This window comes from Streptomyces sp. WM4235 (assembly GCF_001279725.1).
Lineage (GTDB): Bacteria > Actinomycetota > Actinomycetes > Streptomycetales > Streptomycetaceae > Streptomyces.
This window is the reverse complement of record NZ_LGDE01000159.1, coordinates 17,486-40,351: the sequence shown is the minus strand read 5'-3', so window position 1 is coordinate 40,351 and position 22,866 is coordinate 17,486. Positions and strand designations below refer to the sequence as shown.

General features: G+C 73.2%; 24 protein-coding genes and 1 riboswitch. Of the genes, 13 read left to right on the top strand and 11 right to left on the bottom strand.

Translation table 11 applies throughout. The features are described from left to right. The first annotated feature begins 47 nt into the window (after positions 1-47). From ADK55_RS14070 to ADK55_RS14055, 4 genes are all read left to right on the top strand, one after another. A complete protein-coding gene (locus tag ADK55_RS14070) occupies positions 48-1,025 on the top strand; it encodes a DEDDh family exonuclease (protein WP_053678603.1) in 978 nt (325 codons plus the stop codon). 64 nt (positions 1,026-1,089) lie between these two features. After that, on the top strand, positions 1,090-1,323 hold the full coding sequence (locus ADK55_RS14065) for a hypothetical protein (RefSeq protein ID WP_078998905.1): 234 nt from the start codon (positions 1,090-1,092) through the stop codon (positions 1,321-1,323). Positions 1,324-1,472: 149 nt separating this feature from the next. After that, entirely contained in the window at positions 1,473-2,261 is a 789-nt protein-coding gene (locus ADK55_RS14060; RefSeq protein WP_053678599.1) for an SURF1 family protein, read from the top strand. Between the two features lie 10 nt (positions 2,262-2,271). Beyond that, positions 2,272-3,027, top strand: a complete 756-nt coding sequence (locus tag ADK55_RS14055) for an SDR family oxidoreductase (RefSeq protein ID WP_053678682.1) — start codon at positions 2,272-2,274, stop codon at positions 3,025-3,027. A 75-nt stretch (positions 3,028-3,102) separates the two neighbouring features. Here ADK55_RS14055 and amaP read toward each other — a convergent pair whose 3' ends face one another. From amaP to ADK55_RS14015, 8 genes are all read right to left on the bottom strand, one after another. Next, a complete protein-coding gene (gene amaP, locus ADK55_RS14050) occupies positions 3,103-3,657 on the bottom strand; it encodes an alkaline shock response membrane anchor protein AmaP (protein WP_053678597.1) in 555 nt (184 codons plus the stop codon). 4 nt (positions 3,658-3,661) lie between these two features. Further along, complete coding sequence (locus tag ADK55_RS14045) at positions 3,662-4,303, bottom strand: DUF6286 domain-containing protein (RefSeq protein ID WP_385257398.1); 642 nt, start codon at positions 4,301-4,303, stop codon at positions 3,662-3,664. Beyond that, positions 4,201-4,578 carry an Asp23/Gls24 family envelope stress response protein gene (locus ADK55_RS14040; protein ID WP_053678593.1) on the bottom strand — a complete coding sequence of 126 codons (378 nt, stop codon included), beginning with the start codon at positions 4,576-4,578 and terminating at the stop codon, positions 4,201-4,203. Before ADK55_RS14040 ends, ADK55_RS14045 begins: the two co-directional genes overlap by 103 nt. A 7-nt stretch (positions 4,579-4,585) precedes the next feature. Then, positions 4,586-4,771: a hypothetical protein gene (locus tag ADK55_RS14035; RefSeq protein WP_053678591.1), complete on the bottom strand. Its 186-nt coding sequence runs from the start codon at positions 4,769-4,771 to the stop codon at positions 4,586-4,588. Between the two features lie 14 nt (positions 4,772-4,785). After that, entirely contained in the window at positions 4,786-5,217 is a 432-nt protein-coding gene (locus ADK55_RS14030) for an Asp23/Gls24 family envelope stress response protein (protein WP_053678589.1), read from the bottom strand. Positions 5,218-5,465: 248 nt separating this feature from the next. Beyond that, positions 5,466-6,245 (bottom strand): enoyl-CoA hydratase/isomerase family protein, encoded by a 780-nt coding sequence (locus ADK55_RS14025; RefSeq protein WP_053678587.1) that lies wholly within the window; start codon positions 6,243-6,245, stop codon positions 5,466-5,468. Positions 6,246-6,421: 176 nt separating this feature from the next. Further along, a complete protein-coding gene (locus ADK55_RS14020; protein ID WP_005319113.1) occupies positions 6,422-6,643 on the bottom strand; it encodes a helix-turn-helix domain-containing protein in 222 nt (73 codons plus the stop codon). A gap of 389 nt (positions 6,644-7,032) precedes the next feature. After that, a complete protein-coding gene (locus ADK55_RS14015) occupies positions 7,033-8,631 on the bottom strand; it encodes an ABC-F family ATP-binding cassette domain-containing protein (protein WP_053678585.1) in 1,599 nt (532 codons plus the stop codon). A 274-nt stretch (positions 8,632-8,905) separates the two neighbouring features. On the opposite strand from ADK55_RS14015, the gene ADK55_RS14010 reads away from it, so the two are divergent. Both ADK55_RS14010 and ADK55_RS14005 read left to right on the top strand, forming a co-directional pair. Next, on the top strand, positions 8,906-9,796 hold the full coding sequence (locus tag ADK55_RS14010) for a neutral zinc metallopeptidase (protein WP_053678583.1): 891 nt from the start codon (positions 8,906-8,908) through the stop codon (positions 9,794-9,796). Positions 9,797-9,909: 113 nt separating this feature from the next. Next, complete coding sequence (locus ADK55_RS14005) at positions 9,910-10,305, top strand: VOC family protein (RefSeq protein WP_053678680.1); 396 nt, start codon at positions 9,910-9,912, stop codon at positions 10,303-10,305. Positions 10,306-10,346: 41 nt separating this feature from the next. On the opposite strand, the gene ADK55_RS14000 is transcribed toward ADK55_RS14005, so the two are convergent. Together ADK55_RS14000 and ADK55_RS13995 are read right to left on the bottom strand one after the other, a co-directional pair. Continuing rightward, positions 10,347-11,807, bottom strand: coding sequence for a hypothetical protein (locus ADK55_RS14000; protein ID WP_078998903.1), 1,461 nt, complete (start codon positions 11,805-11,807; stop codon positions 10,347-10,349). Between the two features lie 117 nt (positions 11,808-11,924). After that, entirely contained in the window at positions 11,925-13,055 is a 1,131-nt protein-coding gene (locus tag ADK55_RS13995) for an alpha/beta hydrolase family protein (protein WP_053678581.1), read from the bottom strand. Positions 13,056-13,409: 354 nt separating this feature from the next. Between ADK55_RS13995 and ADK55_RS13990 the strand changes: the two genes are divergently transcribed. The 7 genes from ADK55_RS13990 (at position 13,410) to ADK55_RS13960 (ending at position 22,025) form a co-directional block, all read left to right on the top strand. Then, on the top strand, positions 13,410-14,699 hold the full coding sequence (locus ADK55_RS13990) for an inorganic phosphate transporter (protein ID WP_053678579.1): 1,290 nt from the start codon (positions 13,410-13,412) through the stop codon (positions 14,697-14,699). A gap of 29 nt (positions 14,700-14,728) precedes the next feature. Then, entirely contained in the window at positions 14,729-14,950 is a 222-nt protein-coding gene (locus ADK55_RS13985; protein WP_053678577.1) for a hypothetical protein, read from the top strand. A 143-nt stretch (positions 14,951-15,093) separates the two neighbouring features. Then, positions 15,094-15,180: riboswitch (cobalamin riboswitch) on the top strand. A gap of 58 nt (positions 15,181-15,238) precedes the next feature. Beyond that, entirely contained in the window at positions 15,239-16,198 is a 960-nt protein-coding gene (locus ADK55_RS13980) for a cobalamin biosynthesis protein (RefSeq protein WP_053678575.1), read from the top strand. Then, a complete protein-coding gene (locus ADK55_RS13975; protein WP_053678573.1) occupies positions 16,195-17,754 on the top strand; it encodes a cobyric acid synthase in 1,560 nt (519 codons plus the stop codon). The genes ADK55_RS13980 and ADK55_RS13975 overlap by 4 nt, the downstream gene beginning before the upstream one ends. A gap of 94 nt (positions 17,755-17,848) precedes the next feature. After that, a complete protein-coding gene (locus ADK55_RS13970; RefSeq protein WP_053678571.1) occupies positions 17,849-19,993 on the top strand; it encodes a putative cobaltochelatase in 2,145 nt (714 codons plus the stop codon). Further along, positions 19,993-20,592, top strand: coding sequence for a cob(I)yrinic acid a,c-diamide adenosyltransferase (cobO, locus tag ADK55_RS13965; RefSeq protein WP_053678569.1), 600 nt, complete (start codon positions 19,993-19,995; stop codon positions 20,590-20,592). The genes ADK55_RS13970 and cobO overlap by 1 nt, the downstream gene beginning before the upstream one ends. After that, complete coding sequence (locus ADK55_RS13960; RefSeq protein WP_053678567.1) at positions 20,586-22,025, top strand: cobyrinate a,c-diamide synthase; 1,440 nt, start codon at positions 20,586-20,588, stop codon at positions 22,023-22,025. Before cobO ends, ADK55_RS13960 begins: the two co-directional genes overlap by 7 nt. A gap of 23 nt (positions 22,026-22,048) precedes the next feature. Here the strand turns inward: ADK55_RS13960 and ADK55_RS13955 are convergent, their stop codons facing one another. Beyond that, the gene (locus ADK55_RS13955; RefSeq protein WP_053678565.1) at positions 22,049-22,792 is read right to left on the bottom strand and encodes a ZIP family metal transporter; all 744 of its coding nucleotides are present in this window, start codon (positions 22,790-22,792) and stop codon (positions 22,049-22,051) included. Between the last annotated feature and the right edge of the window lie 74 nt (positions 22,793-22,866).

Below are 22,866 nucleotides of genomic sequence, written 5' to 3'. Positions count from 1 at the left end.
GGGTACCCCGGCGGGGCCACGGGTGTCAGTCGGGGCCGATATCCTCTGTGACCATGCTCGACGACCGTACGACCGCAGAGACGATGTGGCCGACCGCGTACCCACAGGGGTACGCGGTCGTCGACGTGGAGACCACCGGGCTCGCTCGCGACGACCGGATAGTGTCCGCGGCCGTCTACCGGCTCGACGCGCAGGGCAACGTGGAGGACCACTGGTACACGCTGGTCAACCCGCGCAGGGATCCGGGCCCGGTCTGGATCCACGGCCTCACCAGCGCCATGCTCCAGGACGCGCCGCTCTTCGAGGACATCGCCGAGGAGTTCGCGGGTCGCCTCGCGGACCGTGTGCTCGTCGCCCACAACGCCATCTTCGACTGGCAGATGATCTCCCGGGAGTACGCGCGGGCCGCCACGACGGCGCCCGTCCGCCAGCGGCTGTGCACCATCGCCCTGTCGAAGGAACTGAAACTGCCGCTGCCCAACCACAAGCTGGAGTCCCTCGCCGCGCACTTCGGCGTGGTCCAGCAACGCGCCCACCACGCGCTCGACGACGCCCGGGTGCTCGCGGAGGCCTTCCGTCCGTCGCTGCACGCCGCCGCGCGGGACAACGTACGGCTGCCCCTGCTGGAGTGCCGGCCGTTGACGGAGTGGTCGGACACGCCGGCCGCCCCCCGGGTCGGCTACCAGGGGCCGTTCGGCGCGACCAGTTGGCGGGCCTCCCGCAAGCGGCCCGCGTGCCCCTACCCCAACCCGGGTCGGTTCGAGGACGGCAAACCCCTCAAGCAGGGCATGCGGATCGCGTTCTCCGGGGACACCTCCGTGGACCGGGAGCTGCTGGAGGACCGGGCGATCGAGGCCGGCCTGCACGTCGCGACGAGTGTGTCGCGGCTCACGAGCCTGCTCGTCACCAACGACCCCGACTCCTCGACCTCGAAGACCGTCAAGGCGAAGTCCTTCGGCACCCCGGTCCTCGACGAGGCCGCCTTCACCCACCTGCTGCGGGACGTGGCTGCGGCAGACGGGTGAGCGTCACGCGACTCGCCCGGCGCCCTCCTTCCCGGTCCGCCCGTCCGGTTCCACCCTGTGGCGCATGGCACGTTGTGAGGTCTGCGGAAACGATTACGGGATGTCCTTCGAGGTGCACGCGCAGGGCGCGGTGCACGTCTTCGACTGCTTCTCCTGCGCCATTCACCGCATGGCGCCCATCTGCGAGCACTGCCGGGTCCAGATCATCGGGCAGGGCGTCGACGTCGAGGGCCAGTGGTACTGCGGGGCGCACTGCGCCCGCGCTGCCGGAAAGGCGGGCATCGTCGATCACGTCTGACTCCGCGTCGCTCCCGACCGGTCGTCCTGGAACCCATCGGCTACCGAACCCGTCGGCCGCCGAACCCGTCGTCACCCGAACCCTCCATCCGGGCCCCGGACGGCCACCCGGCCGCCGGGGTCTTCTCGGCTGGGGGTAACGTCGAGGGCGTGTACCGCTTTGTACTGACCCGGCAGTGGGTGTGCCTGACCCTCATCGCCCTCGCCCTCATCCCGGCGATGATCAAGTTGGGCTTCTGGCAGTTCCACCGCCACGAGCACCGGGTGGCGCAGAACGAGCTGATCGCGAGGAACCTGTACGGGAAGCCGGTGCCCGTCACCGAGCTCACCTCCCCCGGTCACACCGTCCCCCGGGCCGACTACTGGCGCGCGGTCACCGCGACGGGTACGTACGACGCGGAGCACGAGGTCGTGGTCCGCCGCCGGACCAACAACGACGACAAGGTCGGCTTCCACGTCATCACCCCGCTGGTGCTGCGCGACGGCCGGGTCGTCCTGGTCAACCGCGGCTGGGTGGCGGGCGGCGACGACGCGCGCGCCTACCCGCCGGTGCCGGCCGCGCCCAAGGGCGAGATCACGGTCACCGGTCGGCTGAAGGCCGACGAGACGAGCGGCGACAGCGGGATCAGGGACCGCAAGGGGCTGCCGGACCGCCAGGTGATGCTGATCAACAGCACGCAGCAGGCGGAATCCGTGGGCCGGACCGTCCTCGGCGGCTACCTGGAACTCACCGCACCGGTCCCGGCGAACGACAGCCCGGAGCCGGTGGGCGACCCCGACCACGACTCGATCGGCGCGCACATGGCGTACGCGATCCAGTGGTGGATGTTCACGGCCGGAGTGCCGGTGGGGTGGGTGATCCTGGTACGCCGGGAGAAGCGGGACCGCGCGGAGGCGGCGGCCAAGGCCTCCTCGGAATCGGTGCCCGCTTCGGCGTAGCGTGTCGGGCATGGATCTTGGACTGAAGGACCGTGTCTACGTCGTCACCGGAGCCACCCGCGGGCTGGGCTTCGCCTCCGCGCGCGAGCTGACGGCCGACGGCGCGAAAGTCGTACTGACCGGCCGCGACGCCGGGCGCGCGGCGGACGCCGCCGCCTCCCTGGGCCCGAACGCGGTGGGAGTGGCGGCGGACAACGCCGATCCCGCGGCGGCCGCCCGCCTCGTCGCCGAGGCCCGGGAACGCTTCGGGCGCCTCGACGGCATCCTGATCAGCGTCGGCGGCCCGGCCCCGGGCACGGCCGCGGACAACACCGACGAACAGTGGGCCGCCGCCTTCGAGTCGGTCTTCCTGGGCGCGGTCCGGCTCGCGCGCGCCGCGGCGGCCGAGCTGGGCGAGGGCGGCGTCATCGGGTTCGTGCTGTCGGGCTCGGTGCACGAGCCGATCCCCGGGCTGACGATCTCGAACGGACTGCGGCCGGGACTGGCCGGCTTCGCGAAGTCCCTGTCGGTGGAGTTGGGCCCGCGCGGGATCCGGGTGATCGGGCTGCTGCCGGCCCGGATCGACACGGACCGGGTACGGGAGCTGGACGCCCTGGCCGGCGACGCGGACGCCGCCAGGGTGGCGAACGAGTCGCGCATCCCGCTGCGGCGTTACGGCACCCCGGAGGAGTTCGGTCGCACGGCGGCCTTCCTGCTGTCCCCGGCGGCCTCGTACCTGACGGGCGTCATGCTGCCGATCGACGGAGGCTTCCGCCACGGCTTCTGACGCCCGCTTCCGACGACGGCTCGCGCCCCTCGGCGTGCGGCTCGGGTCGTGCGGCTCGGGCGTGCGGCTCGGGTCTCAGGTGACCCGGGCCGCCCGGTGCGAGCCGACCTTGAGCCGGGCCTCCGCGGGGAGTTCGGGCAGGCCGGCCGAGGCACGGGCGTGGGCGAGGACCGGGCCGGCGAGCCCGGCCAGGGCGTCGGCGGGGACCGCGTGCGGCTCCAGTTCCAGCGCGACCCGCAGGCTCGGTGTCTCCCGGCGCCCGCGCAGCGCGACCCGGCAGCGGGCGACCCCGTCGAGCGCCCCCGCCTCGGCGGCGACCGCCGACTCCAGCGCCCGCCCGCGCAGCAGCGCGTACGCCCCGTCCCCGGTGTCCACGAGTACGGCGTCCAGTCGTGACCTGCGCAGTTGTGCCAGCAGCCACCACAGTGCGAGCAGCACGCACAGGCCCAGGCCGGCGACCAGCGCCCACCACCAGCCGTCCGCGTCCCCGTACCGTCGCCGGACCTCCGCCGCCAGCAACGGCGCGTGCCGGCCGCCGAACGGCCAGGATCCGGTCAGCGCCGTGATCCCGACAGCCAGCAGCACGGCTCCGACGATGGCCAGCAGTACCCGGTTGACCGAGCCGAGCATCGCGTCACCCTTTCCGGTTGACCCGTACGCGGGGCCCCGGCTCGTGCACGAGGCCCAGTTCCTCGATGCCGACGGCGAGCACCGCGTCCAGGTCGGCTCGTACCTCGTCCAGTTCGCGGAAGTGCGAGGTGGCCCGTACCCCGATGCGGGACCGGCCCACCTTGACCCGCACCGAGTTCACCCCGGACACCTCCATGGCCCGGTCCCGCAGGACCAGCCCGGCCGCCTTGCGCCCCAGTCCGGCCCGCATCCCCGACTCCGAGGTGCGCATCTGCAGGATTCCGCGCAGCCCCGGGGTGATCGCCAGCACCAGCAGGACCGCCCCGATCAGCGCCAGGACCCCGGCGCCGATCAGGACCTCCGGGTCGGCGGGGGTGTAGCGCTCCAGTTGGAGGGCGAGTTCCCGGCGCCAGCCCATGCCGGGCCGGTGGGCGCGTACGGCCGCCAGGTCGTACAGGAGCACTCCGGCCGCGCCGAGCACGGCCAGCGCGGTCAGCGCGGCCGGGATCCGGCGCTCGGAACGGAACCGGCGGGCACCCGCCGTCACCGCAGCCGCCGGTCCCGCCCGGCGGTTGCCGGGCGGAGGTGCGCGGGGTGCAGGTGCTCGACCTCGACGGCCACCTCGGGCACCGTCATCGACGCGCACTGTTCGATGCGTTCGGCCACCCGGCGGCGGACGGCCGCGCTCTGGGCGGCGACGTCGGACGGGTAGGGCAGCTCCAGGCTCACCCGGACGCGTGCGATGTCGTGGTGGACGGTGACGGTGGCGTGTGGGGGCGCCGCCGCGTCCGCCTCGCCGACGAGCGCCTCGCGTGCGGCCTGCGCCGCGATCTTGGCGACGACCCGGTCCGCGATCCGGGTGGATCCCCGCTCGGCTGCGGACACCCGGGCCGGTGTGGCCCGCGGGGTGCTGGTGCTCATCGGGGCCTCACCTGCGCCGGTCGTCGCGTGGGCGGAACAGGTCACCGAGTTCGAGGTCGCCGTCGAAGAAACGGCCGACGATGAAGCCGATGGCGCCGAGGGCGGCGACCAGCAGAAAGGCACCGAAGCCGCCGAAGTAGCCGGCGAACCCCATTCCCATGCCGGCCAGCAGGCCGGCAACCGCCATGCTCATGCGGGTCCTCTCGGCTAGTGGAGCCTGGATTCCGGCTCGTCGTCTTCCTCGTCGGGCAGCTTGACGTCACTGACCGCGATGTTGACCTCGACGACCTCCAGGCCCGTCATGCGCTCGACCGCCGAGATGACGTTCTCGCGTACGGCCCGGGCCACGTCGCGGATCGACACGCCGTAGTCGACGACGATCTCCAGATCGAGAGCCGTCTGAACCTCGCCGACCTCCGCCTTGACGCCCCGGGACACGGAGGCTTTCGCCCCGCCGGGAACGCGGTCGCGGACGGCTCCGAAGGTGCGGGAGAGGCCGGTGCCGCTGCCCATCGCGTGGACGCCGACCACCTCGCGGGCGGCCAGTCCGGCGATCTTCTCGACCACCCCGTCGGCGATGCTGGTGCGGCCCCGTTCGGCCGGGTCCCGGTGGGAACCCCCTGCTGTGGATTCGGTCATCGTGTGTCCCTTCGCGCTTGCGGACTCCCGACCACGGTAAGCGCGAAGCGGCCCCGGCGCGCCGTGGACTGGGCCGATCGATCCACCCCCCGGCCGTCCGCCCGCCTCCCCCGGGGCCGACCATTGGGCGCCGACCGGGCCGGGGTGCGGCGGCGATCCCGCACACGCCGACGGGGCCCGGTCCCCCCGCGCGCACGGCGCCGGTGCGCGGGGGGTCCGGGCCCCGTCGGGGCGTGGAGGGTTCGGGGTCAGTCGGAGAGCCCCGCCAGGTCACGCAGACGACGCGCCTGGGCAGCGCGTTCCGCGGTGCGCTGGGCGTCGTACGGCCGGGCCGTGGCCTCCCGGAGCAGGGCCTTGGTCTCGATGACCGCGTCCCGCGGCGGGGCCAGGAGCGCGGTGGTCAGGTCCTTGACGGCCGCGTCGAGCTCGTCGACGGCGACCACCAGGTTCGCGAGGCCCACCCGCTCGGCCTCCTCGGCGTGCACGGAACGTCCCGTCGCGCAGATCTCCAGCGCGCGGGCGTAGCCGACGAGCGAGGTCAGCGGCTGGGTGCCGGCCAGGTCGGGCACCAGTCCCAGGCTGGTCTCGCGCATGGCGAACTGGACGTCGTCCGCCACCACGCGCAGGTCGCACGCGAGCGCGAGCTGGAAGCCGGCGCCGATCGCGTGCCCCTGCACGGCGGCGACGGAGATGATGTCGTTGCGCCGCCACCAGGTGAATGCCTCCTGGTACTCGGCGATGGTGCTGTCGAGCAGTTCGTCCGAACCGCGCGCCAGATCGAGGAAGGACGGCTCACCCTCGAAGCCTTCAGGGGTGAACGCCTGACGGTCGAGCCCTGCGGAGAAGGACTTGCCCTCGCCGCGCAGCACGACGACCCGAACGGTGCCCGGCAGCGACCGTCCGGCCTCCGTCAACGCCCGCCAGAGCGCGGGGGATTGAGCGTTTCGCTTGGCCGGATTGGTCAATGTCACCGTGGCGACCGTGTCGTCGACGGTGAGCCGTACGCCGTCCTTGTCGAGCAGAGCCATGTCGGTGCCCTCCGGTGTGTAGTCGGCCGCGAGCCCGGCCTAAGTGACTGCACAGTAACCACCCAGCCGACCACATGACCGACCGGGGGGTCACCGAAGGAACCGTCAAAGCCTCGGAACCGTTTGAGCAGATCGTCAAACGTCACGCATGGAGCTGTGGAGCGTCTCCGGCCGGATCAGGCCGAGGCCGCTTTCTTGCCGCGCGTCGCGCCACCGCGACCACGCAGCACGACTCCGGACTCACTGAGCATCCGATGTACGAATCCGTACGACCGACCGGTTTCCTCGGCCAGCGCCCGGATACTCGCACCGGAGTCATATTTCTTCTTCAGGTCTGCCGCGAGCTTGTCGCGCGCGGCGCCGGTTACCCGGCTGCCCTTCTTCAGAGTCTCGGCCACCCGTGCCTCCTCATGGGAAGTGCGCTCTGGACTTCTCATGATCACCCCTCCCACGCTTCCTGGCCACCCATTCAGCAAGGTCGGTGCGACGGCATTTCTCAAGGAGTGGACACGGCAGCAGAACGGAATCTTCTCTTCCGATGCATGACCTCCGTCACATTCCTTCACCTCTGAGGGGAATCAGCAGGTCAGGAGGTCGCTGCGGAAAAGGCGACGGCTCCGGCCGCGTACCCGAGCGGGTAGGGCCGGAGCCGTCGAACACCGTGCGAGGGGATGAGACCGCCTCACTCAGATGATGGATCACAGGTGGGCCGAATGATCCATAAGGAACTGGATCAACGAACCGGAACCCTTCGGCGGGCCTGCGAGGCGCCGATCAGGTCAGGCGATCAGGCGAGGGCGACCAGGTCCCGGTAGTCCGGACCCCACAGGTCCTCGACCCCGTCCGGCAGCAGGATGATCCGCTCCGGCTCCAGGGCCTCGACCGCGCCCTCGTCGTGCGTGACGAGGATGACGGCGCCCTTGTACGTGCGCAGCGCGCCCAGGATCTCCTCGCGGCTGGCCGGGTCCAGGTTGTTCGTGGGCTCGTCGAGGAGCAGCACGTTCGCCGAGGAGACGACCAGCGTGGCCAGGGCCAGCCGGGTCTTCTCGCCGCCGGAGAGCACGCCCGCGGGCTTGTCCACGTCGTCGCCGGAGAACAGGAACGAGCCGAGCGTCTTGCGGACGGCGACCAGGTCCAGGTCGGGCGCGGAGGAGCGCATGTTCTCCAGGACCGTGCGCTCCGGGTCCAGGGTCTCGTGCTCCTGGGCGTAGTAGCCCAGCTTGAGGCCGTGACCGGGGACGACCGTGCCGGTGTCCGGCTTCTCGGTGCCCGAGAGCAGGCGCAGCAGCGTGGTCTTGCCGGCGCCGTTGAGACCGAGGATGACCACGCGGGAACCCTTGTCGATGGCCAGGTCGACGTCGGTGAAGATCTCCAGGGACCCGTAGGACTTCGACAGGCCCTCGGCGGTGAGCGGGGTCTTGCCGCAGGGCGCCGGGTCCGGGAAGCGGAGCTTGGCGACCTTGTCGGAGACGCGTACGGCGTCGAGGCCCGCGAGCAGCCGGTCGGCGCGCTTGGCCATGTTCTGCGCGGCGACGGTCTTGGTGGCCTTGGCGCGCATCTTGTCGGCCTGCGAGTTCAGGGCCGCGGCCTTCTTCTCGGCGTTCTGGCGCTCGCGCTTGCGGCGCTTCTCGTCGGCCTCGCGCTGCTGCTGGTAGAGCTTCCAGCCCATGTTGTAGACGTCGATCTGGGAGCGGTTCGCGTCCAGGTAGAAGACCTTGTTGACGACGGTCTCGACCAGGTCGACGTCGTGGGAGATCACGATGAAGCCGCCGCGGTAGGTCTTCAGGTAGTCGCGCAGCCAGACGATGGAGTCGGCGTCGAGGTGGTTGGTGGGCTCGTCGAGGAGCAGGGTGTCGGCGTCCGAGAAGAGGATGCGGGCCAGCTCGACGCGGCGGCGCTGGCCACCGGAGAGGGTGTGGAGCGGCTGGCCGAGGACCCGGTCGGGCAGGCCGAGGGCGGCCGAGATGGTGGCGGCCTCCGCCTCGGCGGCGTACCCGCCCTTGGTCAGGAACTCGGTCTCCTGGCGCTCGTACTGCTTCATCGCCTTGTCGCGGGTGCCTCCGGAGCCGGTGGCGATGCGCTCCTCGTTCATCCGCATCTTCTTGATCAGCACGTCGAGGCCGCGCGCGGAGAGGATCCGGTCGCGGGCCAGTACGTCGAGGTCGCCGGTGCGCGGGTCCTGCGGCAGGTAGCCGACCTCACCGGATCGGGTGATCGTGCCGCCGGCGGGCTGGCCCTCGCCCGCGAGGCACTTGGTGAGGGTGGTCTTGCCCGCCCCGTTGCGGCCGACCAGACCGATGCGGTCGCCCTTGGCGACGCGGAAGGAGGCGGACTCGATGAGGATGCGGGCGCCGGCGCGCAGCTCGACGCCGGTGGCGGTGATCACGGAAATACTCCAGGGCGGTGGGGACGGCGGAAGGGGGGCAGGACGCGCGGGACTCCGACGCCGCTAATCCGCGAGGAGATTTGCCATGGAGACATTCTAACGGGGGCGCGCAACCACTTTTCGGGCCGCCCGGCATCGATCACGCCCGGCGGCGACCCCTCCCCCGTGTCCCCCGTTCGGCGCAGGGCCCACGCCGATCAGCCGGGGCGCGTATCAGGATGAAGGGGTTGATACTCGCCGCAGGGCGGACACGAGGAATCGAGGGCGGTGCGGCATGCAGTTCGACGACGACGCCAATCTGGACACGTCCGAGGTCAAGGACGTGCGGGGCAGCCGCATCCCCGGCGGGAAGGCCACGGTCGGCGGCGGCATCGTCGGTTTGATCGCACTGATCATGGGGTTGCTCTTCGGCGTGGGCCCCGAGCAGCTGGGGCTGACCGAGGGCAACCCCGAGCCGGTGGCCACCTCCTCTTCCGCGAGCCAGGTACAGCAGGCCTGCCGCACGGGGCAGGACGCGAACACCCGTGAGGACTGCCGGCTCGTCGCGGTGGTCAACAGCACCCAGGACTTCTGGAAGCAGGAGTTCCAAAGGCGCGGGGGCCGGTACAGCCCGGCCTCGACGGTGTTCTTCACCGGCCGGGTGAACACGGCGTGCGGCGCGGCCACCTCCGCGGTCGGCCCCTTCTACTGCCCCTCCGATCGGCAGGTCTACCTGGACCTCGGCTTCTTCGAGGAGCTGCGGACGAAGTTCGGCGCGAGCGGCGGCCCCTTCGCCCAGGCCTACGTCGTCGCCCACGAGTACGGGCACCACATCCAGAACCTGACCGGCACCCTCCAGCGGGCCCAGGACGGCCGGCAGGGCGCGAACAGCAACGCGGTCAAGGTCGAGCTCCAGGCGGACTGCTACGCGGGGGTGTGGGCGCACAACGCCACGCGCACCCCGGACGAGTCCACCGGGCGCCCGCTGATCACGAAGCTGACCGACGAGGACATCAAGGACGGTCTGGACGCGGCGGCGGCGGTCGGCGACGACCGGATCCAGGAGAAGTTCCAGGGGCGGGTCACCCCGGAGTCGTGGACGCACGGCAGCGCCGAGCAACGCCGGCAGTGGTTCTACCAGGGCTACCGGACGGGCGACATGGCCCAGTGCAACACCTTCCGCTGACTGTCGGTGGCGCCTGCCATGCTGTGTCGTGGGTCACATGCCGTCGGTGACAGGCCGTTGGTCACGGACCCGTCCAGGCACGCAGGCGCACTGCACGAGAGGGAGTGATCGTCATGGCAGGTGTTCCGTCCGTCTACCCGACTCTGCTCTACCGCGACGCCAAGACCGCGATCCAACTGCTGACGGAGGCGTTCGGGTTCACGCGGGTCGCGGTGTACGAGGGAGAGGACGGGGCCGTGATGCACGCGGAACTGTCCTACGGCAACGGCGCGGTGATGCTCGGCAGCAAGGGCCGCGGCGGACAGTTCGACAAGGTCATGGCGGAAGCCGGGCCGACCGGGGTGTACGTGGTCGTCGACGACGTGGACGCCCACCACCGCAGAGCGGTGGAGCACGGGGTGGAGATCCTGATGGAGCCCACGGACCAGGACTACGGATCGCGCGACTACATGGCGCGCGACGCCGAGGGCAACGTCTGGAGCTTCGGGACGTACGCGCCGCAGATCTGACCCTGCGGCGCGTCCTTCGGCGCGTCTTTGTCGTACGCGGGCTACGCCCCGCCGGTGTGCACCTGGAAGGCGGCCCGCCGGACCGCCTTGGCCAGGGCGGGGTCGGGGTGGGCCGCGGCCAGCGCGACCAGGACCTGCACGGTGCGCGGGTGGCCGACGGCACGGACCTCGTCCAGCAGCCGCGGGACCGTCGTGCGGACCGCCGAGTCGAGGTGGCGGGCCAGCAGTTCGGCCTCGCCGTGGTCGGCGATGGCCGCCGCCGTGTCCACCCAGAGCCAGGTCGACTCCTCGGCCGTGAGCACGTCCTGCGCCTCGTCCGGGTCCACCCCGTCGTGCTCGGCGAGCCAGAGCAGGGCGTACGGGCGCAGCGCGGGTTCCCGTACGGCGGCGCGCACGTCGGGCTCGGCGGGGGCGCCGACCACGCGCAGGGCCTCGAAGGCGAGTCCGCGCGTCAGGGCGTCCTCGCCGCGGGCGGCCTGGAGGAGTTCACCGACGGCGTGGCCGACGGGCCGGGCGGCGAGCCAGGCCCGGTACTCGGCGCGGGCGGGCCCGGGGGTGAGGCGGGCGCAGCCGTGCAGCATCGCGGCGGCGGACTGCTCGATGTTCCCGGCGGGGCTCTGCGCGGCGACGCAGATCTGTTCCAGCTTGACCCAGACGGCCCAGCTGCCCAGGGGCGTGAGGGCGGCCTGTGCGGGGCCGAGGGTGACGGCGTCCACGGCGGCGAGGCCGCCGAGCGCCCAGCGCAGCAGCCGGGCGAGCGGAACGGGCTGCGCGGGGGCGCCCTGCGCGGGGAGGACCGCCTGCGCGGTGACCGCGCCGGCCGTCGCCGCGTCCGGGTCGCCGTTCACGCAGGTCCCGTAGGGCACTTCGCAGCGCTCGTCGCGCAGTTCGGTGACGCGTTGGCCGAGCAGGTCCAACAGGTCCGGGACGGTCACCGGGCCGGCGGACAGCTGGAGCAGCGAGAGCAGTTGGGGCATGGCCTCGACCACTTCCGCGACGACGGCGGGGGCGATGTCGGCGGGGGCCGGGTGCACGAGGGACCAGGCGTCGAAGAGGGCGACCCAACCGCGCAGTACGGCCGTGTCGTCGCGGTCCCAGGCGCGCAGCCGCCAGCCCGGCCGGGCGTCGCCGCCGTGCACCTCGACGAGACCGGAGAGTCTGGAGCGGTCCCAGCCGACCCGGATCTGGCCGTGGGTCAGGTTCAGTTCCGCCGCGGCCCGTTCGACGTCGGCGGTCGACAGCCCCGCCGCCGGTGCGGGCCGGCCGCCGTCGCCCGCCCCGAGGTGCAGCTCGGCCCAGCGGGCCAACCGCACCGCGTCGGCGAGGGAGGCCCGGGCCCTGTTCGCCAGGTCGGCCGTGGCGGGTGTGCCCGCCGGAGGCCGGGGGGCGGGTCGGGTCCTTCGGTCGGTCACCGCCTTGCGGGCCGCGGCCACGGAACGCGGGGAGACGAGTCGGAGTCTGGAGTCGCGAGCCAACTGCTCATCAGGCTTTCGGGACGTCACGGAAGCAGTCTCGCCCGTCACTGGCCGAAAGCCCAAACGGAAGCGGTCGTTACCGCCGGCCACCGGGGGGATGGAACGGAACAAACCGCCCTCCGTGCCCCGTCCGGCACCCGCCCGTCACATGAGCGGGGTGAGGAAGCGGCGCAACGCCTCCTCGTAGCCGGCGGGGTCGGCGTTCCACATCGCGCCGTGCGGGGCGTCGGGAACGGTGCGCAGGGTGACGAGGTCGGGTCGGGCGGCGGCGAGCCTGCGGGACGGCTCCCACGGGGCGAGCCTGTCGTCCGGGCCGTGGAAGATCAGGACGGGGACGCGGAGCGCGTCGGGGTCCGTTCCCGGGGCGCGTCGGTCGGCCCGCAGTCCGGCGCGGCCCTCGGCGGCCCGGACGGCGAGCGGGATCAGCGGCGCGGGGGTGCGGCGGGCGGCGGCCAGGCCCCGCAGGGTGGCGTGCCAGTCGAGCACCGGGGAGTCGAGCACCACCCCCGAGATCCGACCGGCCAGCGCCGACCGCTCGACGACGCGCAGGGCCATGGCGGCCCCGGTGGACCAGCCGTGCAGGATCACGCGGCGGGCGCCGTAGCGGAGGGCGTAGCGGATGGCCGCGTCCAGGTCCCGCCATTCGGATTCGCCGAGGTGGCCGAGGCCGTCCGGGGAGGCGGGGGCGCCGAGGTCGCCGCGGTAGGCGAGGTCGAGGACGGGGAAGTGGTGGCGGTGCAGGAAGGGCATGACCACCATCGGGTGTTCCCGGGTGGCGCCGAGGCCGTGCACGGTGATCACCCAGGTGTCCCGGGCCGCGGGGACGAACCAGGCGGGCAGCGGGCCGAGCTCGCCGGGGACGTCCACGTCCGCGTGGTCGAGCCCGAGGGCGGTGCGCGGGTTGCCCAGGTGCACCTGGGGGGTGAGGGTGACCCGGGTTCCGGGTTCGAGGCTGCCGTGGGTGACGGCGACCAGCCGCCGGACGACGGTGTCCGGGGCGTGCGCGACGTCGGCGACGACGGGGCCGACCACCGCGTGCACGCCGGGCGCGTCCAGTCCGTAGGTGCCGGGGCGCAGGGAGGCGAGCGAGCGGGTCAGCGTGATCCGGTCGGCGGTGGTGGAGTGGACGCTGAGGCGGGGGCCGCCGGGGAGCGGGCGGCCGGGTTCGGGTCGCAGGGCCGCGTCGGCGGCGTACCGACCGGCGGCGACGGCGGCAGCGCCGGCACCGATCAGGGTCGTGGTGACGGCCGCTGCCGTCGTCGTGGCGGTTCGCACCGCTCCAGTCTCGGCGCGGGAGGGCGGAGGGGCCACCGGAGGGGATGCCCCCCGCTTCGTCGGCCGGGCAACCGGAACCGGGACCGGAACGTGGCCGGCGGGACGGGTGCGGGAGTGATGTAGGTCACTTCGGGGTCCGCCCGGGGGGTGTCCGACCGGCCGAAGCGCCCGCGCGTGACGGCGTGTTCACCCCACCCTGACGTGCATTAATCGATATATCTACGAAGGAATCGGGAAATACGGCCCGATCGAGCCTCGGCTTGATCCACCACCCGGCCCCATCCAGTTCATCTTCCGTTCACTCAGGTTGCCTACGGTCGCCGAACCACTGACGTCAAACAGAAGCCTGGGTAAATGGAGCACATAACGCTTCTCCTCGGGATCGTGGTCATCACCGCTCTCGTGTTCGACTTCACGAACGGTTTCCACGACACGGCCAACGCGATGGCCACCACCATCTCGACCGGCGCCCTCAAGCCCAAGACGGCGGTCGCCATGTCCGCCGTGCTGAACCTGGTCGGCGCCTTCCTGTCGGTGGAGGTCGCCAAGACGATCTCCAGCGGACTCGTCAACGAGAGCGGCATCCAGCCCGAAGTGATCTTCGCGGCGCTCGTCGGCGCGATCCTCTGGAACCTGGTGACCTGGCTGGTCGGCCTGCCCTCCAGCTCCTCGCACGCCCTCATGGGCGGCCTGATCGGTGCGGCCGTCGCCTCCGCCGGTCTCGACGCCGTCAACGGCGGCGTGATCGTCACCAAGGTGCTGCTGCCCGCCATCGCCGCGCCGCTGGTCGCCGGTGTCGCCGCGATGCTGGCCACGAAGCTCTCGTACAAGGTCGGCAGGAACCTCGGCGAGAAGACCTCGGCCAAGGGCTTCCGGGCCGGTCAGATCACCTCCGCGGGCCTCGTCTCGCTGGCGCACGGCACCAACGACGCGCAGAAGACGATGGGCATCATCACCCTGGCGCTCGTCGCCGGGAACGCCCTGCCCGCCGGGTCCAACCCGCCGGTCTGGGTCATCGTCTCCGCCGGTCTCGCCATCGCGATGGGCACCTACCTGGGCGGCTGGCGCATCATCCGCACCATGGGCAGCGGCCTGACCGACCTGCACCCGCAGCAGGGCTTCGCCGCCCAGACCTCGGCCGCCAGCGTCATCCTGGCCTCCTCGAACCTCGGCTTCTCCCTCTCCACCACCCACTCGTGCTCCGGCGCGGTCATGGGCGCGGGGCTGGGTCGCAAGGGCGGTGTGGTCCGCTGGTCCACCGCCACCCGGATGTTCATCGCCTGGGGCCTGACCCTGCCGGCCGCCGCCCTCGTCGCCGCCGGCGCCGAGCTGGTCATGCGCACCGGTGACATCGGCGTCGCCGCCGTCGCGGTCTTCCTCGTCGCGTCCTGCTTCGCCATCTGGGTCATCTCGCGCCGTCAGGTCGTCGACCACCACAACGTCACCGCCGCGGAGCCCGCCGGCTCCGAGGTCGCGACCGAGGAGCCCGGCGTGGTCACCACGGCCATCGCGGCCGTCACCGTCCCGCCGACCCCGGCCGCCGCGGCCGTGATCGCCGCGGACGACGACCTCCGGGCCACCATTCCGGCCGCCGCCGCTCCCGCGGCCCCGACGACCCCGTCGGCTCCGGCCGCCGCGGTCTGACCCCCGAGAACGACAGAGGATTCCGCAGTATGAAGATCGACTGGGCAGCACTCGGCTCCGTCTTCGGGGTCAGCCTCTCCGCCACCGTCGCCCTCGTGGCCCTCTTCACCCTGGGTCTGGTCGGCCTGTCCAAGCACGAGGCCGCCACCGAGCAGGGTGGGGCCGCGACCCTGGCCCGCAGCGGCGCCTACGCGTGTTTCGCGCTCTGCGCGGCGGCCGTGACCTTCGGGATCTACCTGATCGTCAGCTGACGTCGCACGTCCGAAAGCTCCCTCCGGGTCCGTCCCGGGGGGAGCTTTCGCATGCCGTCGCCCCACACTCACCGCAGGTCAACAGCAAGTTGACGGGCGTTCCTGGGCCGTGGTGGACTGCCCGAGCCAATACGGCGGCATGGAGAGGAAGTCCGGTGCGAATCCGGCGCGGTCCCGCCACTGTCACCGGGGAGCGCACACCGCCCGTGCGCCCCGGGAGCCAGGAACTCTCGCCGCCGGACACGTCGAACCAGGGCGCGGACCCTGAGTGAGGACATACCTGCCACCATGCGTGCCGATCGCGTTTTCGCGTACGGCGTCACGGCGGGCCTGATCGGCGACCGGATCCTCGGGGATCCGCGCCGCGGGCACCCCGTGGCCGCCTTCGGAAGAGCCGCCGCCTCCGTCGAACGCGCCCTGTGGCGCGACGACCGCGCCCGCGGCGTCGTGCACGCCCTGGTGTGCGTGGGGGGCGCTGCCGTGCTCGGCGCGCTGGGTTCACGCGCCGTGCGCTCCCGGCCCGCGGCCGCCCGTGTCGCCCTCACCGCCGTCGCCACCTGGGCCGTCGTCGGCGGCACCTCCCTCGGACGGGAGGCCCGTGCCATCGGCGGGGCGCTCCGCGCCGGGGACACCGAGGTGGCCCGTGAACGACTGCCGCACCTGTGCGGGCGCGATCCGCAGGCCCTGGACGATCAGCAGATGGCCCGCGCGGTCGTGGAGTCCGTCGCCGAGAACACCTCCGACGCGGTGGTCGGGGCCCTGGTCTGGGGAGCCGTCGCCGGCGTGCCCGGACTGCTGGCCTTCCGCGCCGTGAACACCCTGGACGCGATGGTGGGCCACAAATCGCCCCGCCACCTGCGCTACGGCTGGGCCTCCGCCCGGCTCGACGACCTGGCCGGCTGGCCGGGAGCCCGGTTGACGGCGCTGGCCGCGGTACTGGCCGGCCCCGACCGGCGGGGAGCCGTGCGGGCCTGTCGCGCCGACGCCGCCGCGCACCCGAGCCCGAACGCGGGCCCGGTGGAGGCCTCCTTCGCCGGCGCGCTGGGCGTACGGCTGGGCGGCAGCCTCGCGTACGGGGGCCGGGTCGAGCACCGGGCCGTGCTGAACGGCGCCGCGGGCCGGCCGGTGGAGGTCGCGGACATCGAACGTGCCGTACGACTGTCGCGTCGGGTGACGTGGGTGGCGCTGGCCACGTGTGTGGCACTGCGGTGTGCGGTGTCGCGTCGGTTCGGGAAGGGAAGCGCGTGACGGGCACCAGGCGGGGTGGCGGTCTGTTGGTCGCCGGGACGACCTCGGACGCGGGCAAGAGCGTGGTCACGGCGGGCATCTGTCGCTGGCTGACCCGCCGGGGCGTCAAGGTCGCGCCGTTCAAGGCCCAGAACATGTCGTTGAACTCCTTCGTCACGCGGGAGGGCGCCGAGATCGGGCGGGCCCAGGCCATGCAGGCCCAGGCCGCCCGCGTGGAGCCGACGGCGCTGATGAACCCGGTGCTGCTCAAGCCCGGCGGCGACCAGAGCAGCCAGGTGGTGCTGCTGGGCAAGCCGGTGGGCGAGATGAGCGCGCGCGGGTTCTTCGGGGAGCCCGGGGGGTCGTCGACCGGGAAGGGGCTGCACGGGGGCGGTCGGGAACGGCTCCTCGGGGTCGTCACGGACTGTCTGGAGCAGCTCCGGGGCACGTATGACGCCGTGATCTGCGAGGGGGCGGGCAGTCCGGCCGAGATCAACCTGCGCCGGACCGACATCGTGAACATGGGCATCGCGCGGGCCGCGCGCTTCCCCGTGGTCGTGGTCGGCGACATCGACCGGGGCGGGGTCTTCGCGTCGTTCTTCGGGACCACGGCGCTGCTGTCGCCCGAGGACCAGTCGCTGATCGCGGGCTACCTGGTGAACAAGTTCCGGGGCGACGTGTCGTTGCTGGAGCCGGGCATGGAGATGCTGCGCGGGCTGACCGGTCGGGCCACGTACGGGGTGCTGCCGTTCCGGCACGGGCTGGGCATCGACGAGGAGGACGGCCTGCGGGTCTCGCTGCGGGGCTCGGTGCGCGAGTCCGCGGTGGCCCCTCCGGTGGGCGCGGACGTGCTGCGCGTCGCGGTGTGCGCGGTCCCGCTGATGTCGAACTTCACGGACGTCGACGCGCTCGCGGCGGAGCCGGGGGTGGTGGTCCGGTTCGTGGACCGGGCCGAGGAGCTGGTCGACGCCGACCTGGTCGTCGTACCGGGCACCCGCGGCACGGTGAAGGCGTTGGCGTGGCTGCGGGAGCGCGGTCTCGCCGACGCGCTGGCCGCGCGGGCGGCCGAGGGCCGGCCGGTCCTGGGGATCTGCGGCGGGTTCCAGGTGCTCGGCGAGCACATCGAGGACGAGGTGGAGTCCCGGGCGGGCGCCGTCGACGGTCTCGGCCTGCTGCCGGTGCGGGTCCGCTTCGCGCGGGAGAAGACCCTGGCGCGGCCCGTGGGCTCGGCGCTGGGCGAGGAGGTCTCGGGGTACGAGATCCACCACGGGGTGGCCGAGGTGCTGGGCGGGACCCCGTTCCTGGACGGCTGCCGGGTCGGCGAGGTGTGGGGAACGCACTGGCACGGCTCGCTGGAGTCGGACGGCTTCCGCCGGGCGTTCCTGCGGGAGGTGGCGGCCGCGGCCGGGCGGCGTTTCGTCCCGGCGCCGGACACCTCGTTCGGCGCGCTGCGCGAGGAACAGCTCGACCTGCTGGGCGACCTGATCGAGGAACACGCCGACACCGACGCGCTGCTGCGGCTGATCGAGGGCGGGGCCCCGGCGGGCCTTCCCTTCCTGCCGCCGGGCGCCCCGTGAGGGGCGCGGGCTCCGGTCGGGCCGCACATCCGACGGGCCGCCGGCACGGCGGCACCGACGTCCATCGCAAGCCACTCGAAGGAGTGACCGTCTCATGAGCAGCGCCCACTTTCCGTTCTCGGCCGTGGTCGGGCAGGACGACCTGCGGTTGGCCCTGCTCCTCAACGCCGTGAGCCCGGCGGTCGGCGGCGTGCTCGTGCGCGGCGAGAAGGGGACCGCGAAGTCCACCGCCGTGCGCGCGCTGTCCGCGCTGCTGCCGCGGGTGGACGTCGTACCCGGCTGCCGGTTCTCGTGCGCGCCCGCCGCGCCCGACCCGGACTGCCCCGACGGACCCCACGAGCCGGGTCCCGGCGGGGACCGCCCGGCCCGGATGGTCGAGTTGCCCGTCGGCGCCTCCGAGGACCGTCTGGTCGGCTCCCTCGACATCGAACGGGCCCTGTCCGAGGGCGTGAAGGCCTTCGAGCCCGGCCTGTTGGCCGACGCGCACCGGGGAATCCTGTACGTCGACGAGGTGAACCTGCTCCACGACCACCTGGTGGACGTGCTGCTCGACGCCGCCGCCATGGGCGCCTCGTACGTCGAGCGCGAGGGCGTCTCCGTACGGCACGCGGCCCGGTTCCTGCTCGTCGGGACGATGAACCCGGAGGAGGGCGAGCTGCGCCCGCAGCTCCTGGACCGGTTCGGGCTGACCGTCGAGGTCGCCGCGTCGCGCGAGCCGGCGCAGCGCGTCGAGGTGGTGCGGCGCCGGCTGGCCTACGAGGACGACCCCGCCGGTTTCGCGAGCCGCTGGGCCGGTGACGAGCACGACGTGCGTGCCCGGGTGGTGGCCGCGCGGGCCCTGCTGCCGCAGGTCGTGCTCGGTGACACCTCGCTGTTGCGGATCGCCGCCACCTGCGCCGGTTTCGAGGTCGACGGCATGCGCGCCGACATCGTGATGGCCCGTACGGCGACGGCCCTGGCGGCCTGGGCCGGCCGGACCGACGTGCTCAAGGAGGACGTGCGGCAGGCCGCGCTGCTGGCGCTCCCCCACCGCCGCCGGCGGGCCCCGTTCGACGCGCCCGGACTCGACGAGGACAAGCTGGACCGGATCCTGGACGAGTTCCCCGACGACGAACCGGAACCCGAACCGGAGCCCGAGGGCCCGGACGACCGCGGCCCCGGGGACGAGGGCCCGGACGACGGCGGGCCGGACGGGGGCGGCGGCGCGCCACAGGGCGAGGGCCCCGAGGCGCCCGACTCCCCCGAGGCGCCGGAGACCCCCGACACCGGACAGACCTCGGACGCCGGGGAGGGCCCCGACGCGTCGGATGCCGGCGAGGGCCCGCAGTCCCCGGATCCGCGGGGCGGCGCCCCGGAGCAGGCCGCCGTACGGGCCTCCGAACCGTTCCGCACCAAGATGTTGAGCGTGCCCGGGCTCGGCGAGGGCGCGGCCGGCCGCCGCTCGCGTGCCCGGACGGCGCACGGCCGGACCACCGGCTCCCAGCGCCCCCGGGGTCAGCTGACGAAGCTGCACCTGGCCGCGACCGTGCACGCCGCCGCCCCGCACCAGAAGGCGCGCGGGCGCAGCGGGCGCGGACTGGTGGTGCGCAAGGACGACCTGCGGCAGGCCACCCGGGAGGGCCGCGAGGGCAACCTGGTGCTCTTCGTCGTGGACGCGTCCGGTTCGATGGCGGCCCGGCAGCGCATGAGCGCGGTCAAGGGTGCCGTGTTGTCGCTGCTGCTGGACGCCTACCAGCGCCGGGACAAGGTCGGTCTGATCACCTTCCGGGGTGCGGGCGCCGAGCTGGCGTTGCCGCCGACGTCCTCGGTGGACGCGGCCGCCGCGCGGCTGGAGCAGTTGCCGACCGGTGGCCGCACGCCGCTGGCCTCCGGTCTGTTGAAGGCGCGCGAGGTGCTGCGGATCGAGCGGCTGCGGGACCCTTCGCGGCGGCCGCTGCTGGTGGTCGTCACCGACGGGCGGGCCACGTCGGCCGGCGGTCTGGGCGGGGACCCGCGCGAGTTGGCCGGTCGCGGGGCGCGGCTGCTGGCCGCCGAGGGGGTCACCTCGGTCGTCGTGGACTGCGAGAGCGGGCCGGTCCGGCTGGGCCTGGCCGGGGTGTTGGCCGCCGATCTGGGCGGCCCGGCGGTCAGCCTCGACGGGCTGCGGGCCGACAGCCTGGCGGGGCTCGTGAAGAACGTTCGTACATCGGTGGAATCCGCCCGGTCGCCCCAGGGCGCCGGCAACAGGAGGGCCGCGTAATGCCGCAGGGACAGCCGTCCGTCGTTCCGGACGACGGACTCACGACGCGCCAGCGTCGCAACCGCCCGCTCGTCTTCGTCCACACCGGCCCCGGCAAGGGCAAGTCGACGGCGGCCTTCGGGTTGGCGCTGCGCGCCTGGAACCAGGGCTGGCCGATCGGGGTGTTCCAGTTCGTCAAGTCGGCGAAGTGGAAGGTCGGCGAGGAGAACGCGCTGAAGGTGCTCGGCGCCTCGGGCGAGGGCGGTTCCGTCGTCTGGCACAAGATGGGCGAGGGCTGGTCCTGGGTCCAGCGTGACGCGCAGCTCGACAACGAGCAGGCGGCCAAGGAAGGTTGGGAGCAGGTCAAGCGGGATCTGGCCGCCGAGACGCACCGGCTGTACGTGCTCGACGAGTTCGCGTACCCGATGCACTGGGGCTGGATCGACGTGGACGAGGTGATCGAGGTGTTGCGCAACCGGCCCGGCACCCAGCACGTGGTGATCACGGGTCGCAACGCGCCGGAGAAGCTGGTGGAGTTCGCGGACCTGGTCACCGAGATGACCAAGGTCAAGCACCCGATGGACGCCGGCCAGAAGGGCCAGAAGGGCATCGAGTGGTGACGTCGCTCCCCATACCGCGCCTGGTGATCGCCGCGCCGTCCTCCGGCAGCGGCAAGACCACCGTCGCGACGGGTCTGATGGCGGCCTTCTCGGAACGCGGCCTCGCCGTGTCCCCGCACAAGGCCGGGCCCGACTACATCGACCCGGGCTACCACGCGCTGGCCACCGGCCGGCCGGGGCGGAACCTGGACGCCTTCATGTGCGGGCCGGAGCTGGTCGCGCCGCTGTTCGCGCACGGGGCGGCCGGGTGCGACCTCGCCCTGATCGAGGGCGTGATGGGCCTGTACGACGGGGCGGCGGGGCGCGGTGAGCTGGCCTCGACCGCGCAGGTCGCCAAGCTGCTGCGGGCTCCGGTGGTGCTGGTCGTGGACGCCTCCTCGCAGTCGCGGTCGGTGGCGGCGCTGGTGCACGGCTTCGCCTCGTTCGACCCGCAGGTGCGCCTCGGCGGCGTGATCCTCAACAAGGTCGGTTCCGATCGGCACGAGGTCATGCTCCGGGAGGCCCTGGAGGAGGCCGGGATGCCGGTTCTGGGGGTCCTGCGACGGGCTCCGCAGGTCGCGGCGCCCTCGCGGCACCTGGGGCTGGTACCGGTGGCCGAGCGCCGGGCCGACGCGGTGTCCTCGGTCGGGGCGCTCGCCGACCAGGTCCGGGCGGGCTGTGACCTGGACGCGCTGATGGCCCTGGCCCGGACCGCGCCGCCGCTGGACGGCGAGGCGTGGGACGCCGGCGCGGCGGTCGCGTCGGTGTCGGGCCCGGCGGTGGGCGGCGCGCTCGCGGACGGCCTCGCGGGGGCCGGGCGGGGCGGACGGCCGCTGGTCGCCGTGGCCGGCGGGGCCGCGTTCACGTTCTCGTACGCCGAGCACGCGGAGTTGCTCACCGCCGCCGGCGCCGAGGTCGTCACCTTCGATCCGCTGCGGGACGAGCGGCTGCCCGACGGGACCGCCGGGCTGGTGATCGGCGGCGGGTTCCCCGAGGTGTACGCGCCCGAGCTGTCCGCCAACGAGCCGCTGCGCGGGGCCGTCGCCGCGTTCGCCGCGGCCGGCGGGCCGGTGGCGGCCGAGTGCGCCGGGCTGCTGTACCTGGCGTCCTCGTTGGACGGCAAGCCGATGTGCGGGGTGCTCGACGCGGACGCCCGGATGTCGGAGCGGCTGACGCTGGGCTACCGCGAGGCGGTGGCGGTGTCCGACAGTTCGCTCGCCGTGGCGGGGACCAGGCTGCGCGGGCACGAGTTCCACCGCACGGTGATCGAGCCCGGCGCCGGCGCCTCACCCGCGTGGGGGTTCACGCATCCCGAGCGCCGCGTCGAGGGTTTCGTGCGGGGCGGGGTGCACGCCAGCTATCTGCACACGCACTGGGCGGCGGCCCCGGCCGTCGCGCGGCGGTTCGCCGAGTCCGCCGGTCGCTTCGCGGAAGCGGCGGCGCCGGCCCGGTGACCTCGGTCCGCGAGGCGGTGGTCTCAGTCCGCGAGGCCGACCACGAGCCAGATGCCGGCCACCCCGCCCACCGTGCACATCAGCGTGGACAGGGCGGGGTGCTTGTGGTGCGCCTCGGGAAGGATCTCGGCGGCGGCCAGGTACAGCAAGGCACCGCCGAAGAAGCCCAGGTACGCTCCGAGCGGTTCCTCCGGAAGGGTGAACAGCAGAGTGGACGCGGCGCCCACGACGGGCGCGACCGCGTCGGCGAACAGCATCATGAGCGCCTTGCGGCGGTCGTTCCCGTAGAGCCGGGTCAGGGTGTACGTGTTGAATCCGTCGGCGAAGTCGTGGGTGATGACGGCCAGCGCCACGGCGACGCCCATACCGCCGCCGACCTGGAAGGCCGCGCCGAGGGCCACTCCGTCGGCGAGGCTGTGGCCGACCATCGCGGCGGCGGCGGTGAGACCGACCTCGGGGACCCGGCCGCCGTGCTCGGCGTCGTCCAGGTCCGCGGCGCCGTGCGCGTGCTGACGCACGGCCAGCAGTCGTTCCACCACGTGCGCGACGAGGAAGCCGGTCACGAAGAGCAGCAGGGCGAGCGGGACGCCGAAGACTTCCCGGCCCGCCGCGTGCATCGCCTCCGGGAGCAGGTCCAGGCCCACGACGCCGAGCATCAGCCCGCCGGCCAGGCCCAGCACGAGGTGGCGGCGGTCGGTGACGCGTTGCGCCGTCCATCCGCCCGCCAGCGTCATCAGGAACGCGCCCAACGCCACGATCACCGCCATGCGCCCCTGGATACCGGGCGGGGGCGACTCGCGCACTTCCGCTCGCGGGTGGCGGGCATCAGCGTGTTGACGAA

Excerpts from the sequence above, each read along its gene's own strand:
- ADK55_RS14065 (WP_078998905.1), top strand. The coding sequence starts at position 1,090 with ATGGCACGTTGTGAGGTCTGCGGAAACGATTACGGGATGTCCTTCGAG.
- ADK55_RS14055 (WP_053678682.1), top strand. The coding sequence starts at position 2,272 with ATGGATCTTGGACTGAAGGACCGTGTCTACGTCGTCACCGGAGCCACC.
- amaP (WP_053678597.1), bottom strand. The coding sequence starts at position 3,657 with ATGCTCGGCTCGGTCAACCGGGTACTGCTGGCCATCGTCGGAGCCGTG.
- ADK55_RS14040 (WP_053678593.1), bottom strand. The coding sequence starts at position 4,578 with ATGAGCACCAGCACCCCGCGGGCCACACCGGCCCGGGTGTCCGCAGCC.
- ADK55_RS14035 (WP_053678591.1), bottom strand. The coding sequence starts at position 4,771 with ATGAGCATGGCGGTTGCCGGCCTGCTGGCCGGCATGGGAATGGGGTTC.
- ADK55_RS14030 (WP_053678589.1), bottom strand. The coding sequence starts at position 5,217 with ATGACCGAATCCACAGCAGGGGGTTCCCACCGGGACCCGGCCGAACGG.
- ADK55_RS14025 (WP_053678587.1), bottom strand. The coding sequence starts at position 6,245 with ATGGCTCTGCTCGACAAGGACGGCGTACGGCTCACCGTCGACGACACG.
- ADK55_RS14010 (WP_053678583.1), top strand. The coding sequence starts at position 8,906 with ATGCAGTTCGACGACGACGCCAATCTGGACACGTCCGAGGTCAAGGAC.
- ADK55_RS14005 (WP_053678680.1), top strand. The coding sequence starts at position 9,910 with ATGGCAGGTGTTCCGTCCGTCTACCCGACTCTGCTCTACCGCGACGCC.
- ADK55_RS13990 (WP_053678579.1), top strand. The coding sequence starts at position 13,410 with ATGGAGCACATAACGCTTCTCCTCGGGATCGTGGTCATCACCGCTCTC.
- ADK55_RS13985 (WP_053678577.1), top strand. The coding sequence starts at position 14,729 with ATGAAGATCGACTGGGCAGCACTCGGCTCCGTCTTCGGGGTCAGCCTC.
- ADK55_RS13980 (WP_053678575.1), top strand. The coding sequence starts at position 15,239 with ATGCGTGCCGATCGCGTTTTCGCGTACGGCGTCACGGCGGGCCTGATC.
- ADK55_RS13970 (WP_053678571.1), top strand. The coding sequence starts at position 17,849 with ATGAGCAGCGCCCACTTTCCGTTCTCGGCCGTGGTCGGGCAGGACGAC.
- cobO (WP_053678569.1), top strand. The coding sequence starts at position 19,993 with ATGCCGCAGGGACAGCCGTCCGTCGTTCCGGACGACGGACTCACGACG.
- ADK55_RS13955 (WP_053678565.1), bottom strand. The coding sequence starts at position 22,792 with ATGGCGGTGATCGTGGCGTTGGGCGCGTTCCTGATGACGCTGGCGGGC.